We start from the raw sequence: 484 nt of genomic DNA, 5'->3' as shown, positions 1-484 counted from the left end.
GGACGGTGTTGGCCGAACGTTGCCAACACCTGTGTTTGGGATATGGCCTGTGGTGTGTTGGGCTACACGGCTGCCGGTCTTGTGTTTTTAGGCGTAGTCTTTTTCTCATGGCGAAGCCTTGAACCGGTGATCTTGCAGCGTCTGCGTAGTTCGGGAGAATTACCCACGGCACTGCGGACATCACTCGGCATTCAGCTCGCTCCTGCGCTGGTGGCCTGTAGTGCCTGGCTGAGCGTCAACGGCGGCGAGGGTGACACGCTGGCGAAAATGCTTTTCGGTTATGGACTGCTGCAACTGCTGTTTATGCTACGTCTGATGCCATGGTATCTCTCCCAGCCATTTAATGCTTCATTCTGGAGTTTCTCGTTCGGCGTATCTGCACTGGCAACCACCGGTTTGCATCTGGGGAGTGGCAGCGATAATGGATTTTTCCATACGCTGGCGGTGCCGCTGTTTATCTTTACCAATTTTATTATTGCAATAC

The 484-nt window shown here is 53.3% G+C and carries 1 protein-coding gene; it reads left to right on the top strand.

Annotation, left to right across the window (positions count from 1 at the left end; translation table 11 throughout):
- Positions 1 to 54: 54 nt before the first annotated feature.
- Positions 55 to 484: SLAC1 family transporter (locus DMB80_RS27805; RefSeq protein WP_476703728.1), on the top strand; the 430-nt coding region annotated here is incomplete at its 3' end.

Origin of the sequence: Mycobacterium kyogaense (assembly GCF_003254575.1) — a bacterium.
Classification (GTDB): Bacteria; Actinomycetota; Actinomycetes; order Mycobacteriales; family Mycobacteriaceae; genus Mycobacterium; species Mycobacterium kyogaense.
This window is presented reverse-complemented; position numbering and strand designations above follow the sequence as displayed.